Consider the following 15647-nt stretch of genomic DNA (forward strand, 5'->3'; position numbering starts at 1 on the left):
TACTAGACCGACATACGGCTGATCTCGAGGTATGCCTGCACGATCTTGTCGCGGATCGCGATTGCGGTCTGGAGCGACTTTTCGGCTTCCATGACGGAGCTGACCACCTCATTCACCGGCGCATCACCCTTGATGCCCTGAATGGAGGTGGCTTCCGCCGCCTGCAATTTCTGGCCGACCGAATCCGTCATCTGCGACAGGACTTCACCAAAGGATGCGCCCGGCGTTGCGGGAACAGCCTGTGGAGCCGCCGTGGAAGCGGCAGAACCGACGCCATTCCCGGCGACGGTTTCGGAAAGGCGCGACAGGGCATTGCGCGCCGAAATGCTCATGATCGAGTCGTACATTATGTGCTCCTCAGGAGATCGATGGTCATCGAGATCAGCTCACGCGCCTGCCTGACGACCTGCAAATTGGCTTCATAAGAACGGTTGGCTTCACGCATGTCCGCCATTTCGACGACCATGTTGACGTTCGGGTAACGGACATAGCCGCGCTCGTCGGCGGCGGGGTGGCTCGGATCATATTGCTCGACGAAGGGCGAGGTATCCTTGCCCACTTCGGCCACGCGCACTTCTGCGGCACCCGTGCCATGTTCCAGCTCGGTGCGGAAGGAAACGGTCTTGCGGCGATAGGGATCGTCGGTCGCCGTCTGGCCCGTCGACTGGGCATTGGCGATGTTTTCCGAAACGATACGCAGACGTGTCGATTGGGCCGAAAGGCCGGAGGCTGCGATCTTCAGAGAATTCTGCAAGGCGTCGGAAGACATGGATTATCCCTTCGCGACCGACAGCATCATGCGGTGGAACGCTTTGACGATGCTGGTGTTGAGCGAATATTCGCGGGAAATCTCGCCTGCCTTCATCATTTCCTGTTCGACATCGACGGTATTGCCGGAATGGGTTTGCTCGGTGATGTCGTCGGGACGCAGGCGTGCGCCTGCGATGCCGTTTGCCTCGAATTCCAGATGCTGCGGACTCGTCGCAGCCATGGTGAGCTGCGTCTTGTCCAGCACATCGGTGAAGGGTTGAACGTCGCGCGCCTTGAAATCCGGCGTGTTCGCATTGGCGACATTGCCAGCGACGGTGGCCTGTCGGACCGACAGCCACTGCACTTGCCTTGCGGCCAGATCGAAAAGATGAATGGAGCTCATGGAGTTTCCCGCCTTTACCGTTGGTTAACTTACGGGGCGGAACTTGCGTCAAGCTTGCGAAGGTTAAGGGAGTAGGGGAATAGGGCAGTAAGGGAATATGTTTTTGGGGAATGGTATATCGTAGTTTCCAAGAGAGCGCTGATCGCGCAAGGCCAACATACTCCCCTATTCCCTTACTGCCCTACTCCCCTATCTCCGCATTTCAATCACGTCGCCTGACGACGTGGTCAATTGCCAGGTTCCCGACCCCCGACCGATGGAAACAAGGCGACTGCCATCGGGCAACAGCGATCCTTTTTCCACGAACCAGTAGCCGGATGTATCCTCGATCATTGCCATCCCGCCGACGACCTCGCGCAGCGCGAAGACCGGCTTCGGGAAAGCCTGTCCATCGCCGCCGCCTGCGCCGCCAGTGCCAGCGCCAGTTCCCGGCAGGCCCTTGCCGTTGGACATGACCGAACCGGTCATGGTGTTATCGATATCCGCACTGGGGGAAACGCGATCCGACGGGCGGAAGGACGGAAAGCGGCGCACCGTTTTCTGCTCCGAACGGTCCAGCGGATCGATGATCTTGCGTTCCGCCTTTTCGGCAGGCGCAAGCTCCATGCGCTGGAGATAGGTGATGAAGGGCAGCATCGCGCAGCCAGCCGCCAGCGTGACCGCTGCAATCTTCAGATATCGGTCAACCTTGCTGTGGGGTTTCTTGCCACCTTCCTGTGCGGCGGCGGCGCTCACTTCCGCTTCCAGATCGGCCAATAGCTTTTCTTCGGCGTTTTTGCGTCGGTTCTTGTTGCCCGTCATCATGGATTGGATGCCTGTTTTTCCCCGCGCAAGGCGGCGGCGAGTTTCTGATAGGGATCGTCTGAACGCGGTGTCTCTGGGGACTGCTGCAAGGCATCATAGATGCGCGGAACGAGATCCACCGCCTGATCCAGAATCCCGTCATGCCCCTTTTGATACGCGCCGATGGCGCGCAGATCGCGCGTTTCCTCGAAGCGGGCCACCATGCTGCGAAGCTGGCTGACAAGCTTGCGCTGTTCCGCCGTCCAGTTGTGCTTGGCGAGGCGTGAAACCGAACCCGGAACATCGACCGCCGGAAAGCGCCCCAGCGCCGCAATCGTCCGGTCGAGCACGATATGCCCGTCCAGCGTGCCGCGAATGGTATCGGAAACCGGGTCATTGTGGTCATCGCCATCGACGAGCACCGAGTAGATGCCGGTAATACTGCCGCCTGTATCGGCGCTGCCCGGCCCCGCCCGCTCCAGAAGGCGTGGCAACTGGCTGAACACGCTCGGCGGATAACCGCGCGAAACCGGCGGCTCTTCCGCCGCAATCGCCACCTCGCGCGCCGCATGGGCAAAGCGCGTGACGGAATCGACAATAAGCAGCACATTCTGGCCGAGATCCCGGAAATATTCCGCAATGGCCGTCGCGGTATTGGGCGCAAGACGGCGCATCATTGGGCTTTCATCGCCGGTAGCAACAACCGTGATGGTCTTGTCCAGATGGCCCGCCATGGTTTCTTCCAGCATCTCGCGCACTTCGCGTCCACGCTCGCCGGTCAGCGCCAGCACCACCGTGTCGAAATCGGCGGCGCGCGTCATCATGGCGAGCAACGTGGATTTGCCGACGCCGGAACCGGCAAAAATGCCGATGCGCTGGCCGAAGCAGAGCGGCGTGAAAATGTCGATCACGTCAACGCCGGTGCGAAGCCCGCGATCCACACGACCCCGACGCAGAGCGGCCGGTGCCAGATTTTCGGATGCCATCGGGCGTGGACCGGGCAAAAGCGCACCCCTCCCGTCAATCGGCTGCCCCAGCGCATTGATCACCCGCCCGCGCCATTCGAGCGCCGGACGGATGCTGAGCGGTCCTTCCTCGAAGACCGCTGCACCCAATGAGGGAATGATCCGGTCGTCGAAAGGTTTGACGAGAACCTGCCTGTCGGCAACGCGAATGATTTCCGCCAGACTGGTGCCGCCCGCAGCCCTTATCGCCACCGCATCGCCAAGCCGCGCATCGCGTGACAGCCCGCGCACGGCTATCGCCGAGCGCGACACGTCGCTGACCGTGCCGCCGATACCGGACACGGGCTTCGGCTCTACGGCCTGTTGACGGGCAAAGGCGGCAAGCCGCGCGAGCGGTAGGTCTGGCGTCATCCGTTTTTGGAGCCCAGCGTCTTGATCGCTTCAGACACGGTCGCTTCCTGCTGGGTCAAAAGATTATTGACCTGCTCAAAGGCCCGGCTGACGCTGATGAGACGCGTCATCTCGGTCATGGCGTCGACATTCGAGCCTTCGATCATGCCCTGCACAACGCCGATGCTGTTATCGTCGAAGATCGGCGCCGCAGCCTTGTTTGGGATCACACCGGAATTGCCTGCATATTTCAGCTCGGCATCGGCGGGAATGGAGTAAAGCCCGAGAGCGCCGATCTGCGCGCCATTCTGATAGACCGCGCCATCGGCGGAAATCTTCGGCGCGCCACCATCCGGATTGAGCATGATCGGCGCGCCGCCGACATCGAGCACCGAATAGCCCATCATTGAAACCAGCTCGCCGGTCGCCAGCATCTTCATACGCCCGTCGCGGGTGTAAATTTGGCCCTGCGGTGTGTTGAGCGACAGCCACGCATCGCCCTTGACCGCAATATCAAGCGGATTATCCGTCTTGACCAGCGGGCCGGGTTCGGTGCGGATATAGCTCTTGCCGGCGCTGGCAAAGCTCACATCGTCGCTTGCCTTTTTAGAGACAATCGAATCGAACTTGGTGCCCTCGCCCCGGAAACCGACCGTCGAGACATTGGCGACATTCTGGGCAATCGAATCCATTCGCCGTTCGAGCGTAATGAGCGAGGAAAGCCCGACATAGATCGAATTATTCTGCATGGATCAGCGACCGCCCGGCTTAAAGCTCTGCAAGGTGGTGAGAATATCGGTCGAGATGCCAACCGAAGACGCGCTGCCGAGCAGCAGCGAGGCGATGGATGCCGGGCTGCTTGAGGTCGGGTTGTTCATTTCATACATGGCCGTGAAACGCGAAATGAGTTTCGAGACATAATCGGGATCGGACATTTTGGAAAAGTCGATCTTGGCCTCAAGCATCTTGGCCTGCTTGTCCACATCGGCATTGGACATCGCCGCAGGCCAGCTGAATATCGTCTGCACCGTGGTCAGCAAGGCCTTGTCGCCGAGGATTTCATAGGCATTGGTGATCTTCGAAGCCTTGCGCTCGAAATAGAGCGCCAGACGCACGCCTTCGTTCTGGCCACCGGCTTCGGTTTCCAGCGTCTGGCGCAAATATTTGTCCACCACACCCTGCTGCGCCTCGGTGCTTTGGGTAGCCTCGGCGCCCTTGCCCGCAAAGTCGAAGACGGTCGCGAATTCCTTGTAGCGCTTGTCAGTCAGCTTGTTGGCCATGGCGTCGTCGCTCGTGACGCCTTCCGTCAGAATCTTGCGCACGAAAGCCTTTGCATAGGCCATGTCTTCCAGACCGAACGCCTTCATCGCATAATTGTAAAGGCGGCTGTCGGACATGAAATCGTCAATCGATTTCACATTGCCGATGTTTTCCTGGAAATAGGCCGTTTCGCGCGACACCAAAGGTTCTTTCGAAACGCGCTGCAAAGACCGCGTCATATCCGACGCGATCAGGCGATAGCTCGTCATCGTATCGACCATAGGCATGACCCCCTGCTGATAGTTGCGCCCTTTATGCGCGATCAAGCTTGTCCGAAGCTGATGGCGCCCAATAGTCCTCGGGCGACCTCGGCAAGCTTCGCGCAAGCCGCGCTGCCTATGTTCGGCTCAAAGAACTATTCTGCGGGAGTCTCGGGCTTTGGGCATTATCATCGGTCTCGCCATCACACTGGGCTGTATGCTGGGCGGTTTCATCGCCATGGGCGGACATGTGAGCGTGCTCATCCAGCCTTGGGAATTCGTCATCATTCTGGGCGCAGCGCTTGGCACGTTCTTCGTCGCCAATCCGTTTTCGCTGGTGAAGGATACCGGTCGCGCCTGCATGGAGGCGTTCAGCAACGCCGTGCCCAAGCAGCGCGATTATCTCGATCTTCTGGGCCTGCTCTACAGCCTGATGCGCGAATTGCGCGCCAAGTCGCGCAATGAAGTCGAAGTCCATATCGACAATCCCAAGGAATCGCCGATCTTTCAGGCCTATCCGAGCGTTCTGAAAAACGAAGACCTCACCCATTTCATCTGCGATTACTGCCGCCTCATCATCGTCGGCAATGTGCGCTCGCACGAAATCGAAGCGCTGATGGACGAGGAAATCCACACCATCGCCCGCGACAAGCTGAAGCCCTATCAGGCCATGGTCACCATTTCGGAAGCCCTGCCTGCGCTCGGGATCGTCGCCGCTGTTCTCGGCGTGATCAAGGCCATGGGCGCGCTGGACCAGTCGCCGGAAGTGCTCGGTCATCTGATCGGTGCGGCCCTTGTCGGCACCTTCGCCGGTATCTTCTTTTCCTATGGTGTTGTCGGTCCCATCGCGACCAAGATCAAATCGACCCGCGAAAAGAAGAACCGTCTCTATGTCGTCGTGAAGCAAACGCTGCTTGCCTATATGAACGGCTCGCTGCCGCAGATCGCCGTGGAATATGGGCGCAAGACCATCTCCGCTTATGACCGCCCGACCATCGATGTGGTGGAGCAGGAAACCATGGCGAGCGCGCCGACGCAGCAGGCCGCATAAGATGACGACGCCCGAAACCACCCCTGAAACGTCGGTTGAAACGACCATGGCGGAACAACACCGCAAGAATGACGTGCTGGCCGACAATCTGCTGCGCGCAGCTGGATTGTCCGGCGACGATCTGAAGTCGCTTGCCCATGTGTTCAAGGATGCCTCCACGCATTTCTGCGAGCGGCTGAAACATGGTTGCGCGGCGGCTTTCGAAGTGGAAGCCGGTGCGGTGGAAAGCACCGATGACGCGGGTTTCGCCGCCATTCTCGACAGCGCCGCCATCATCGCGCCGCTTAAAGTCGAACGCTGGGGCTCGACGCTTTATCTGACCGTCGATGCGCCGCTGGTCTTTTCAATCATCGAAGCCATGTATGGCGCGCAAGGCAATCTCGGAAATGTTGATGTCGAGCGCCCGTTCGGCATGGTCGAACACAAGATTTCCGCCCTTCTTTCCGGCCATCTCGCCGGTGCGCTGGATCAGGTTTTCAACGCCGGTTCCCTATCGGGCTGGGTGGGGAATGCGCAGTCGATGTTCGTGGCCGGTGAATGCATCGACATCGCCGAATTCGACCGCACCGATTTCGAACGGTCGCGGCTTTTCGCCTGCCGGATCGATGTGACGGCGGCGGGCAAGACCGGACAAGTCCACCTTCTGCTGCCCCGCAGCACCCATAAGCCAATGCAGGATGCCGTCGCCGCTTTTCTGCGCCGCCCCATGAATCAGGCCGATCCGAGCTGGGCCAAGAAGCTGCGTCAGGAAGTCAGCCGCGCCCGTATCGAGCTTGAAGGCTTCATCCAGCAAGGTTCGATGACGCTGGATGCGCTGTCGAAACTGGAGATCGGACAGGTGTTGAAGCTGCCTGCCGACGCCATGGAGCAGGTGCGCCTGCGCGCCGGCAACCAGCAGCTTTTCAAATGCTCGCTCGGCAAGTCGGGCATTCATTTCACCGTCAAGGTCGGCGACCCGGTCAATCAGGAAGAGGATTTTATCGATGAGCTTGTTGCTGGCTAATATTCTGTCCACGCTGATGGCCCTTGTTTCGCTGGGCGCGCTGATCGTGGTCGGGCGCAAGGCCAACGAAACGATTAAGCTTGGCAAGGTGCTGGCGCTGCGGGTCGCGGCGGCCTCCAACGGTCTGGAACGCGCCGTGAAGGCGATCCAGAGCGAGCGCACCGATCTCGTCGATGAAAATGTAAAACTCGAAGCCCGCCTTGGCGAAACCCAGCGCGTGCGCCGCGAGATGGAAGAAGCCATCGAGGAACTGAACCGCTTGCGCAAGGCGCTGACCCGCGACATGCGCGAAGCGCGCACCGTTGCCGACAGTGCCGTTCGCACCCGCGAACCGATTGTCGAGCAGAAAGAAAAGAATGCGCTGCCGGTGTTCGTGCATCGCGCGGTCCGCAAGGCAACCGTTGATATTGCGGGGCAGGCATGAGCGCTGACAACAAGGATAAGAACATGCAGCAGGAACTGGACGAAGCCATCGAGGAACTGCGCGAGGAAAAGCCGCGCAACGCGCAAAAAGGCGCTTCCAAGCCCAATCTCGAACTTATCATGGGCATTCCCGTCGATGTGCAGGTGGTGCTGGGCGGCACGACCATGCCGGTGGCCAATCTGATGAAGCTCGGTCGCGGCGCGGTTATCACCCTCGACAAGCAGATCGGCGATCCGGTCGATATCGTCGTCAACGGTCGCGTGATCGCTCGCGGCGAAGTCATCGTACTCGAAGATGATTCTTCGCGTTTCGGCGTCAGCCTCACCGAAATCATCGGCAAATAACGGATCGGCCCGGATATCTCCATGACCGAAAAAGAGCAGCAGGCCAACACTGAAGAAAGCGCGAGCGGTATCATCGATACGCTGAGCGGCGCACAAAAGGCGGCAGCCATTCTCGTGGCTATTGGCCGTCCGGCTGCGTCACGCCTTCTCAAGCATTTCAGCGCCGAGGACCTGCGCAAGCTTGCCGGTCATTCCCGCACGCTGGACCCGATCTCGCCGCTCGATTTCGAACAGCTGGTGAAGGAATTCGAGGATTCATTTGCCGAGGGCGCGCCCGTTTCGGAAGCCGCCCAGCGCTTCGAAGGTCTGCTGCGCGATACGCTGCCACAGGAGGAAGTGGATGCCGTGTTCGAAGAACGCGTGCAGCCGCAACTGGTACAGGAATCGGTCTGGGTGCAGCTCGGTCGCCTGCCGGTTGACAGCCTGCAAGCCTATCTGGCCGACCAGCATCCGCAGATCATCGCCTATATCGTCTCCAAACTGCCGTCGGACCTTGCCGCGCGCCTGTTTGTCGCCCTGCCGCCGCAGCTGCGCAATGCCGTCGTGCAGCGTTCGCTGCATATTGGCAATGTCGCGCCCGCCGCAGCCGAACTGCTGGAAGATGTGCTGCGCCGCGATCTGCTTGGCCGCAGCGATTCCGGCCCGGTCAAAGCCCATCACGGCCAGATCGCCAATATCTTCAACCAGCTCGACAAGAACGAGATGGAAGAACTGATGGCAAGCCTTGAAGATCTCAATCGCGACGACCTCAACCGCATCAAGGCCAAGCTCTTCACCTTCGAAGATATCGAGCGCCTGTCGCAGCGCGCGCGTCTGCTGCTCTTCGATGAAGTGCAGACGGAACAGATCGCAACCGCGCTGCGTGGTGCAGACGCCAGGCTTCAGGAACTCATCCTGTCCTCGCTCTCCACCCGTGGCCGCCGCATGGTGGAAACGGAGCTTGGCGCCGAGCAGGGCAATATCACCGCCCAGAATATCGCAGACGCACGCCGCACGATTTCGCGCATCGCCATCGACCTTTCCGAGCGCGGCATCATCACGCTTGACGCCAACGAAGCCTCTGCGTGAGTGCGCGTGTGACGCATGGCGGACGATACCGATAAGGAAAGCAAAACAGAAGAAGCGACCGAGCAGAAGATCCGCGACGCCTTGGAAAAGGGCAATATGCCTTTCTCCCGCGAAACGCCGATACTCGCTGGCGTCGCCTCGTTTCTGGTCATCGCCGTGTTTGTCGCCGCACCCGCCACGACAAAGCTCGCAGTCTTCCTGCGCGAACTGATCGACCGTCCGGAGGACTGGGTCCTCAACAGCGCCGAGGATGCTAGCCGCCTGTTCAGCGTGCTGGCGCTGGCGGTTGGCGCAGCCCTTGTGCCGGTCTTCATCATCATTCCACTGGCAGGCATTGCCTCGTCCGCCTTTCAGAACGCGCCCCGCATCGTCGGCGAGCGCATTCGCCCGCAGGCTTCGCGCATTTCGCCGCTCAAGGGCTGGCAGCGCATTTTCGGCCGCTCGGGTCAGGTGGAATTCCTGAAATCGGTCGCGAAGTTTCTCGCCGCCAGTCTCATCGTCTTCATCGTGTTCTTTCAGGGCAACAGCCTGTTCACGGATGCGATTGCGACCGAGCCAAGCGCGCTGCCGGAATTTCTGCGCGAGAACATGGTGCGTCTTCTGGTCGCCAATGTGCTGGCGATCACCGCCATCGCGGCTTTCGACCTTGCCTGGTCGCGCATCCACTGGCGTCAGGAACTGCGCATGACGCGGCAGGAAGTCAAAGACGAGCTGAAGCAATCGGAAGGCGATCCGCTGGTCAAATCGCGCCTGCGCTCGCTCGGACGTGACCGCGCCCGCCGCCGCATGATCAGCGCCGTGCCGACCGCCACGCTGATTGTCGCAAATCCGACTCATTTCTCCGTAGCACTGCGTTACAAGCCGAATGAAGACGCCGCTCCGGTCGTCGTTGCGAAGGGACAGGATCTGATCGCGCTCAAGATAAGAGAAGTCGCCGCCCAGCACTCGATACCAGTCTTCGAGGACGTGCCCTTGGCCCGTGCACTTTATAAGCAGGTGAATGTCGACCAGATGATCGCACCGGAATTCTATAAAGCCGTTGCCGAACTCATCCGCATCATCAATACGCGGCATGCGGTACACTAATGGTACAACTATGACTTTGCCCTATTCCCAAATATTATTGGCCCGTTCTTATGGATCGATGGTGACACGATGAAGAGCCTGCAATTTTCGAACGAACGCGAAGCGATCATCGCCGAGAACCTGCATGAAGTGGTGGCGGAGCTGCGTCTCGTCGATCCGGCTGACTATATCGCCTTCATCCGCTGCGAGCTGTTTGCCAATATTGCCGATGTCGTGAGCTCCGCGACCGAGCTTTATTTCTTCCCCGGCACACTGGAGTTGGGCCATGGCGGCGACTATCGCTGCGACTGGCAATCGCCTCCATCGGTCGTGCTGGATATGGAATTCCGCAATCAGGGTGTTTACGCCTATTTCCGCTTGATCCTCAGCGACAAGACGGCGGGTGTGGAGTTGAACCACATCACCTTCGAAGACGCCGATCAGGACCCGGCGAAGAACACGGCGCGTTTGCGAGCCGCTTTCAGCGCCGCGAGAATGCCGGTGAAAAAGAGGGCTTAAAGCATTTCCAGCAAAAGTGTGAAGCGGTTTTGCGTAGGACAATGCGGGCTTAAACGCAAAACACCGGACGCAAGCGAACGCATCCGGTGTCATGCAAGCAGTTCAAGCGGCTAGTGTATTTTCCAGCAGGGCTGGAACGCCCTGCGTTCGAAAATGCAATCAATAAACACAATAAATAAAGTAGCCTGCGCTTCCTTTTTACCCGGAAGCGCCATGTCTGGCTCGCCAACGAGCCGCGTTTGCCTGAATTACATGAGATGCTCGGTGCCCGGCATTTCGATGATGCCGAGCGACAGAGCCGTGGCCACCGCCGAAGTGCGGTTGGAGCAATTCAGCTTGATTTTGGCGTTCTGCAGATAGGTCACCACTGTCCAGCGGGCGATGCTGAGAATATCGGCAATCTCGCCATCGGTCTTGCCATTGGCCGCCCAACGCAGACAATCCACCTCGCGCGGGGTGAGCAGGCTTGCCACCGAGCTGGCGTCCTTATGGCCGCACAGCGCGTTGTGAATGACGCCCGAGACGCTCAACAGACGCGGACGCATCTTCGCCACGAACTGTTCGCGATCCTCGTCCTTGTCGATCTCGAACGAGAACAGCGTGCAGCCGGACGCGCCTTTCGGATTGCGCGCGGAAACGGCAATGAAAATATTGCCGAGCCCGTGCTTTTCAGCGTCCTGCAACAGTTCCGCAACCGCCGGGCAGATGGCGGCATCTTCCTGCAAATCGCGCACGATGCCGCTGCCGTCGTTTGAGAAATAGGGCGCATCCTCCTGGAAGATCGGATCGATGGCGAAGTAGTTCTTCGTCGAATAGCGCGCCGACCAGGCGGTCGGAACGGTCATCACCAACGTCAGATCGGAGGAATTCAGCTTGGCACACTCGTTCATGCGGCCACGATAGGCGTGCATGATGTGCCGGCAGCCGACTTCATCGCGGATGCGGGTCAGAAGTGTGAGCGTGTCGCTCTGAAATGCCGCTCCAAAAAACGTTTTCTTGAAATTAGGAAAATGAATCAGGTCAAGTGTCATGCGAAATATCCTTAAGAATCAAGCCGCTTAAGCTTTCGTTCTGTCGCCTTATGTCCTGCTGGCGACTATGTTTCGAATCGCGCCCGACAAACTGCTTAATTGTTTATAAGTGACAAAAAAAATACGCCTCATGGCAACTCGCAATTATTGTGCCGCAAGTTGTTACACACAAGAACAGAGTGAAAATAAGGCACAGTTTCGAAAAGCATGTTCCCTATTGGAACAAATACGTGATGTCAGCTTCTCTTGCCGTATGCTCTGAAGAAGAAATCGACCGCTGTTTCGACATTCTTGCGGATAGCTTCTTCTGTCGGCTCGTCAGCAATCACGCCGAACAGACGCGGACGATAAAGCCCGGCAAGGAAAAGATCGGAGAGCTGATAGGCAACCCGGTCAACCTCGAACGGCTCCAAAACGCCGTTCTCGATCATCTTTTCCAGATATTCGGCCATGGCGACCAGACTGCGCTTCGGACCCCGATCATAAAACCGCGCCGACAGTTCCGGCTTGCGCTCGCTCACGCCTAAAACGATGCGCTGGGCGCGAATGGCGGTCGATGAGGTTATTAACGTCACCAGCGCAATACCGAACTCCGTCAGTTCCTCACGATTGGAGAAACCATTGTCCAGCTTGCCGATCAGGGCGCTGAACATGGTATGACGGTAATGCTCGCACAAGGCGACGAACAGGTCTTCCTTGCTGTTGAAATAGACGTAGATCGTGCCCTTCGACACGCCCGCCTCACGGGTGATGTCGTTCATGCTGGCGGCGTCGAAACCCATGCGCAGGAACACGCTTTGCGCGCCTTCCAGTATCTGGCTGCGCTTTGCCGGATCTTGGCCAGCGCCAAGCCTCGTGCGTCCGCATTCGGTTTCAGGCGCGCATGCAAACGAACCGGCTTTCAACTTTTCCGATTTTGGCAGCTTTTCCGACTTTTTGCCCGTTCCGGCGAAATTGGCCGCAGCTCCGCCCGCATCATGCCGATCAAGATCAGGCGTGGTAAGCGTGTCGGGGCTTTCTTTGGTATGCCGTTCGGGCTTCATATCACAAAACTCTTACATATTTTTCGAACCGAGCGGTTCGATATCGCTTGATATGCGCATGTTATTGGATTATGTCAACATCGAACCGAGCGGTTCAATCCACTGGATGTGCAGAAAGTTTCACCTATGACTGCCAAGAAGTCTGTAGATCAGGCCGATATTCGCCAGTTTCCCACGGCCCAACTTCCCACGGCCAAGACCTTTGCGCCGGGTGATGCACCCGAGACCAACGAGGCGCCGCAGAACGAGAGAACGCAGCCTCATGCTGTTCCCAATGCGCGCCCGCAGGAAGCGCCGCATAAGGACACCGCAAAAGGTGGCGGGAAAAAGAGTTTCGGCAAGCGCGTGGTGCTGCCGGGCGTTTTGATCGTGGCTGTGGCCGCAGGCCTCTGGTATGGCTATGATTATTGGACCGTTGGCCGCTTCATGGTTTCGACCGACGACGCCTATGTGCAGGGCGACATTGCGTCCATCGCACCGAAGGTGACGGGCTATATCGACAATATTCCGGTTGCCGCAAACCAGCGCGTCAAGGCTGGCGATGTGATCTTCCAGCTTGATCCTGGCGATTACCAGATCGCGCTTGATGAAGCAGAAGCCAAGCTTTCCACGCAAAAGGAAACGCTGGCCCGCATCGTCGCGCAGACGACGGCAGCCCAGGCAACCCAACAGCAGGCGGAAGCCCAGAAGCAGGCGGCAAGCGCCGTTCTGACCAATGCGCAGTCCACCCTGACGCGCGTGCAGAAACTGCACGAAACGCGTTTTGTCGCCCAGGCCGATCTCGACACGGCGCAGTCGTCGCTCGACCAGGCACGCGCCAATGTCGCCAATGCCGATGCGCAGATCGCTTCCGCCAAGGCGAATATCGACGTTCTCAAAGCCCAATATAAAGAAACGGACAGCGGCACGAAATCGCTAGAACTTGCTCGTGATAAAGCTGCCCGTGATTTGGCTTTCACTACATTACGCGCGCCGTTCGATGGCGTGGTTGGCAATCTGTCCGGCAAGAAAGGCGACCTCGTGTCTCCCGGCCAGAAGATCGCGGCGCTGGTCCCGGTTGGTGAGCTTTATATCGATGCCAACTACAAGGAAACGCAGCTCGCCGAGATCAAGACCGGCGAGACGGCGCACATCTATGTCGATGCCATTGATGGCACCAAGTTCGACGGCAAGGTCGTTTCGGTGGCCCCGGCCTCGGGCGCGGTGTTCTCACTTCTGCCGCCGGAAAACGCCACCGGCAACTTTACCAAGGTGGTGCAGCGCGTGCCTGTTCGTATCGCCATCCCGCAGGATGCGCTGGACTCCGGCAAGATTCGCGCCGGCCTGAGCGTCATCGTGGACATCGATACGCGCACCGCCCCTGAAGACAAGGCGAACTAACCGTTCGGCGATACGACTGTCGCAAGAATAAGCAGCGGCGCGGCTTTTAACTCTGCGCCGTCTTCTCTTTCATTCCGGAGTGCGCCGTCATGGCCGCAGACACCACGATGGGGCCTATGACCCCGGCAGACGACCGTATCGACCCCAAAAAGGCCGTCGCCTTTCTGGCCATGGTCTTCGGCATGTTCATGGCGATCCTCGACATCCAGATCGTCTCGGCATCGCTTTCCGAAATTCAGGCAGGCCTGAGCGCCAGTTCCGACGAAATCTCGTGGGTGCAGACATCCTACCTGATCGCGGAAGTCATCATGATCCCGCTGTCCGGTTTCCTCGGGCGGCTTTTGTCGACGCGCGTGCTGTTTACGCTGTCGGCAGCGGGTTTCACGCTGGCCAGCATGCTCTGCGCCACCGCGACGAATATCGATCAGATGATCGTCTATCGTGCCATCCAGGGCTTCATCGGCGGCGGCATGATCCCCAGCGTGTTCGCGGCAGCCTTCACCATCTTCCCGCCGTCCAAGCGCTCCATCGTCTCGCCGATGATCGGTCTTGTGGCGACGCTTGCGCCCACCATCGGCCCGACAGTCGGCGGTTATCTCAGCCACGCTTTTTCCTGGCACTGGCTGTTTCTGGTCAATGTCGGACCCGGCATTCTCGTCACCATCGCCGCCTGGAACCTGATCGACTTCGATGAAGGCGACAGCTCGCTTTTGAGCAAGTTCGACTGGTGGGGCCTCATCGGCATGGCCGCCTTCCTCGGCTCGATGGAATATGTGCTGGAAGAAGGTCCGCGCAACGACTGGCTGCAGGACGAAGCCATCTTCATCCTGTCCATCGTCATGACCGTTGGCGGCATTCTCTTCTTCTATCGCGCCTTCACATCCGAAGAACCCATCGTGGATTTGCGCGCCTTCAAGAATGTCAATTTCGCGTTCGGCTCGCTGTTTTCCTTCGTGATGGGCGTCGGGCTTTACGGCCTCACCTATCTCTATCCACTCTATCTCGCCAGCGTGCGCGGCTATGATGCGTTGCAGATCGGCGAAGCGCTGTTCGTCAGCGGTCTGGCCATGTTCATGACGGCGCCGGTTGCGGGTTTCCTGTCCAATCGCATGGACCCGCGTTTGATGATGATGATCGGCTTCCTCGGCTTTGCTGCCGGAACGTGGATGGTCACCGGCCTGACCGCCGACTGGGATTTCCACGAGTTGCTGCTCCCGCAGATCCTGCGCGGCTGTTCGCTGATGCTCTGCATGGTGCCGATCAACAATCTGGCGCTGGGCACGCTACCGCCTGCCCTGTTAAAGAACGCCTCGGGCCTTTTCAACCTGACGCGTAACCTCGGTGGTGCTGTCGGCCTTGCGGTCATCAACACCATCCTGACGCGCCGCGGCGATATGCATTACGACCGGCTTGCCGAACATGTGCGCTGGGGCAATGCGGAAGCCGAGCAGATGGTGGCCAATCTGACGGCGAAATACAACGCCGCCGGTCTCGACGGCCCGACCATCGCCCTTTCCAAACTTTCCGGCATGGTCCGGCAGCAGGCAACGCTCCTGTCCTTCATCGACGTGTTTTTCATTCTGACGATGATGTTCTGCACGCTGGCCGTCTGCGCCATCCTGTTGCGCAAGCCAAAGCAGGTCGCCGGTGGTGGCGGCGGGCATTAACCCTCGAAAGCATCCTCCCAGGCTTTCATACGAAACCCGAAAGGTTCAAACACCTTTCGGGTTTTTTCGTTTTTCGCGGAGAAAAATACAACCGCGCCGCGAGCAGGCAAATCCTTGTCGTAGCGGGAACAGCTTCCGTTTAAAATGTGACAACCGCGAAAGCTCTGTCACATTTCTTGTCATAAAAATGTTCCTCCCCCACAGGGATGAATTGCTAAGTCACTGAAAACGTGTTTCACTT

At 58.8% G+C, this 15647-nt stretch carries 18 protein-coding genes; 9 read left to right on the forward strand and 9 right to left on the reverse strand.

The window, feature by feature from the left end; genetic code table 11:
• Positions 1 to 2: 2 nt before the first annotated feature.
• From fliE to FIC94_RS08670, 7 genes are all read right to left on the reverse strand, one after another.
• The gene (gene fliE, locus FIC94_RS08640) at positions 3 to 347 is read right to left on the reverse strand and encodes a flagellar hook-basal body complex protein FliE (protein ID WP_140024583.1); all 345 of its coding nucleotides are present in this window, start codon (positions 345 to 347) and stop codon (positions 3 to 5) included.
• Positions 347 to 769 (reverse strand): flagellar basal body rod protein FlgC, encoded by a 423-nt coding sequence (gene flgC / locus FIC94_RS08645; RefSeq protein WP_140024584.1) that lies wholly within the window; start codon positions 767 to 769, stop codon positions 347 to 349. Before flgC ends, fliE begins: the two co-directional genes overlap by 1 nt.
• A 3-nt stretch (positions 770 to 772) precedes the next feature.
• Positions 773 to 1153 (reverse strand): flagellar basal body rod protein FlgB, encoded by a 381-nt coding sequence (flgB, locus tag FIC94_RS08650; RefSeq protein ID WP_109367894.1) that lies wholly within the window; start codon positions 1151 to 1153, stop codon positions 773 to 775.
• 189 nt (positions 1154 to 1342) lie between these two features.
• The gene (locus FIC94_RS08655; protein WP_109367895.1) at positions 1343 to 1957 is read right to left on the reverse strand and encodes a hypothetical protein; all 615 of its coding nucleotides are present in this window, start codon (positions 1955 to 1957) and stop codon (positions 1343 to 1345) included.
• Entirely contained in the window at positions 1954 to 3312 is a 1359-nt protein-coding gene (fliI, locus tag FIC94_RS08660; RefSeq protein WP_140024585.1) for a flagellar protein export ATPase FliI, read from the reverse strand. The genes FIC94_RS08655 and fliI overlap by 4 nt, the downstream gene beginning before the upstream one ends.
• Positions 3309 to 4040, reverse strand: coding sequence for a flagellar basal-body rod protein FlgF (gene flgF, locus FIC94_RS08665; protein ID WP_140024586.1), 732 nt, complete (start codon positions 4038 to 4040; stop codon positions 3309 to 3311). Before flgF ends, fliI begins: the two co-directional genes overlap by 4 nt.
• Positions 4041 to 4043: 3 nt before the next feature.
• Positions 4044 to 4832 (reverse strand): DUF1217 domain-containing protein, encoded by a 789-nt coding sequence (locus tag FIC94_RS08670; RefSeq protein WP_109367898.1) that lies wholly within the window; start codon positions 4830 to 4832, stop codon positions 4044 to 4046.
• Positions 4833 to 4989: 157 nt separating this feature from the next.
• Between FIC94_RS08670 and motA the strand changes: the two genes are divergently transcribed.
• The 7 genes from motA (at position 4990) to FIC94_RS08705 (ending at position 10285) form a co-directional block, all read left to right on the forward strand.
• Positions 4990 to 5862, forward strand: coding sequence for a flagellar motor stator protein MotA (gene motA, locus FIC94_RS08675; protein WP_109367899.1), 873 nt, complete (start codon positions 4990 to 4992; stop codon positions 5860 to 5862).
• A gap of 46 nt (positions 5863 to 5908) precedes the next feature.
• Positions 5909 to 6865: a FliM/FliN family flagellar motor switch protein gene (locus tag FIC94_RS08680; RefSeq protein WP_140024752.1), complete on the forward strand. Its 957-nt coding sequence runs from the start codon at positions 5909 to 5911 to the stop codon at positions 6863 to 6865.
• Positions 6846 to 7289, forward strand: a complete 444-nt coding sequence (locus FIC94_RS08685; RefSeq protein WP_109367900.1) for a BAB2_0123 family type IV secretion system effector — start codon at positions 6846 to 6848, stop codon at positions 7287 to 7289. Before FIC94_RS08680 ends, FIC94_RS08685 begins: the two co-directional genes overlap by 20 nt.
• Complete coding sequence (gene fliN, locus FIC94_RS08690) at positions 7286 to 7633, forward strand: flagellar motor switch protein FliN (RefSeq protein ID WP_140024587.1); 348 nt, start codon at positions 7286 to 7288, stop codon at positions 7631 to 7633. Before FIC94_RS08685 ends, fliN begins: the two co-directional genes overlap by 4 nt.
• A 21-nt stretch (positions 7634 to 7654) precedes the next feature.
• On the forward strand, positions 7655 to 8701 hold the full coding sequence (locus tag FIC94_RS08695; RefSeq protein WP_140024588.1) for a flagellar motor switch protein FliG: 1047 nt from the start codon (positions 7655 to 7657) through the stop codon (positions 8699 to 8701).
• Between the two features lie 15 nt (positions 8702 to 8716).
• A complete protein-coding gene (flhB, locus tag FIC94_RS08700) occupies positions 8717 to 9787 on the forward strand; it encodes a flagellar biosynthesis protein FlhB (protein WP_109367903.1) in 1071 nt (356 codons plus the stop codon).
• 69 nt (positions 9788 to 9856) lie between these two features.
• Positions 9857 to 10285, forward strand: a complete 429-nt coding sequence (locus FIC94_RS08705) for a BspJ family T4SS effector nucleomodulin (RefSeq protein WP_140024589.1) — start codon at positions 9857 to 9859, stop codon at positions 10283 to 10285.
• A 248-nt stretch (positions 10286 to 10533) separates the two neighbouring features.
• Here the strand turns inward: FIC94_RS08705 and FIC94_RS08710 are convergent, their stop codons facing one another.
• On the reverse strand, positions 10534 to 11316 hold the full coding sequence (locus tag FIC94_RS08710; RefSeq protein WP_109367905.1) for a helix-turn-helix transcriptional regulator: 783 nt from the start codon (positions 11314 to 11316) through the stop codon (positions 10534 to 10536).
• Between the two features lie 236 nt (positions 11317 to 11552).
• The gene (locus FIC94_RS08715; protein ID WP_109367906.1) at positions 11553 to 12359 is read right to left on the reverse strand and encodes a TetR/AcrR family transcriptional regulator; all 807 of its coding nucleotides are present in this window, start codon (positions 12357 to 12359) and stop codon (positions 11553 to 11555) included.
• Positions 12360 to 12485: 126 nt separating this feature from the next.
• On the opposite strand from FIC94_RS08715, the gene FIC94_RS08720 reads away from it, so the two are divergent.
• Together FIC94_RS08720 and FIC94_RS08725 are read left to right on the forward strand one after the other, a co-directional pair.
• Entirely contained in the window at positions 12486 to 13739 is a 1254-nt protein-coding gene (locus FIC94_RS08720) for an HlyD family secretion protein (RefSeq protein WP_124915241.1), read from the forward strand.
• Between the two features lie 89 nt (positions 13740 to 13828).
• Positions 13829 to 15406 carry a DHA2 family efflux MFS transporter permease subunit gene (locus FIC94_RS08725; RefSeq protein WP_140024590.1) on the forward strand — a complete coding sequence of 526 codons (1578 nt, stop codon included), beginning with the start codon at positions 13829 to 13831 and terminating at the stop codon, positions 15404 to 15406.
• The last annotated feature ends 241 nt before the right edge of the window (positions 15407 to 15647 follow it).

The sequence above is a fragment of the Ochrobactrum teleogrylli genome (assembly GCF_006376685.1).
Taxonomy (GTDB): domain Bacteria; phylum Pseudomonadota; class Alphaproteobacteria; order Rhizobiales; family Rhizobiaceae; genus Brucella; species Brucella teleogrylli.